At 63.0% G+C, this 654-nt stretch carries 1 protein-coding gene; it reads right to left on the bottom strand.

The genetic code is table 11. The features are described from left to right. A partial coding sequence (tssI, locus tag Q6A51_RS27310; protein WP_304576182.1) for a type VI secretion system tip protein TssI/VgrG occupies positions 1-654 on the bottom strand: 654 nt, incomplete at both ends.

A 654-nucleotide genomic window follows, 5' to 3' on the forward strand; every position in this document is an offset into this window, starting at 1 on the left:
CCAGCAACTGGTCTTGTCGTCGGCCTGGCCTTCGCGGTCCCAATGGAACTGGACTTTGACGCGGCCGTATTGGTCGCAGTGGATCTCTTCACCTTTCGGCCCGGTGACCACGGCGCTCTGGCTGCCGAGGATGCGCGGCTTGGGGTGGCTCAGCGGCGGGCGGTTCGGCACGTCCCAGGGCGTGGCCTGGAAACGGTTGCGATAGCCCTGATGGAAGTCGTCCTTGAGCGTCGTCGTGTCGCTGCTGACCGATTCCTCCAGCACTTGCGGCTGTTTGCCTTCGTGGAAGATTTCCGTCAGCAGCCACAGGTCGTTCCATTTGGCCTTGGGGTGTTGGGTCAGGGCAAGGAAGTGGCCGCTGACCAGCAGCGGCTGATCGCTTTTGCCTTCGGCAAGCTGGTAATCGCTGCGATGCCTTTCAAGCGCGCGCTTGGCCAGGTGCTTGCCACGCTCGCGGTCCACGAAACGGCCCGGATAGTCGTAGTCTTCAAGGTCGGGCAGGGCGTCGCCACGGTTTTCGCTTTCCAGCGTCAGGCGTGGTTTTTCAAAGTCGTAGTCGCGGCGGGTGGTGCGGCTGGTGCGAGTCTCCAGGCGCATGTCGAAGCGCTTGATCACCGGGTCGTTGGCGACCATGCCGGAGTCTTGCTGATAGGC

It is taken from the genome of Pseudomonas serbiensis, from assembly GCF_030580745.1.
GTDB classification, from domain to species: Bacteria; Pseudomonadota; Gammaproteobacteria; order Pseudomonadales; family Pseudomonadaceae; genus Aquipseudomonas; species Aquipseudomonas serbiensis.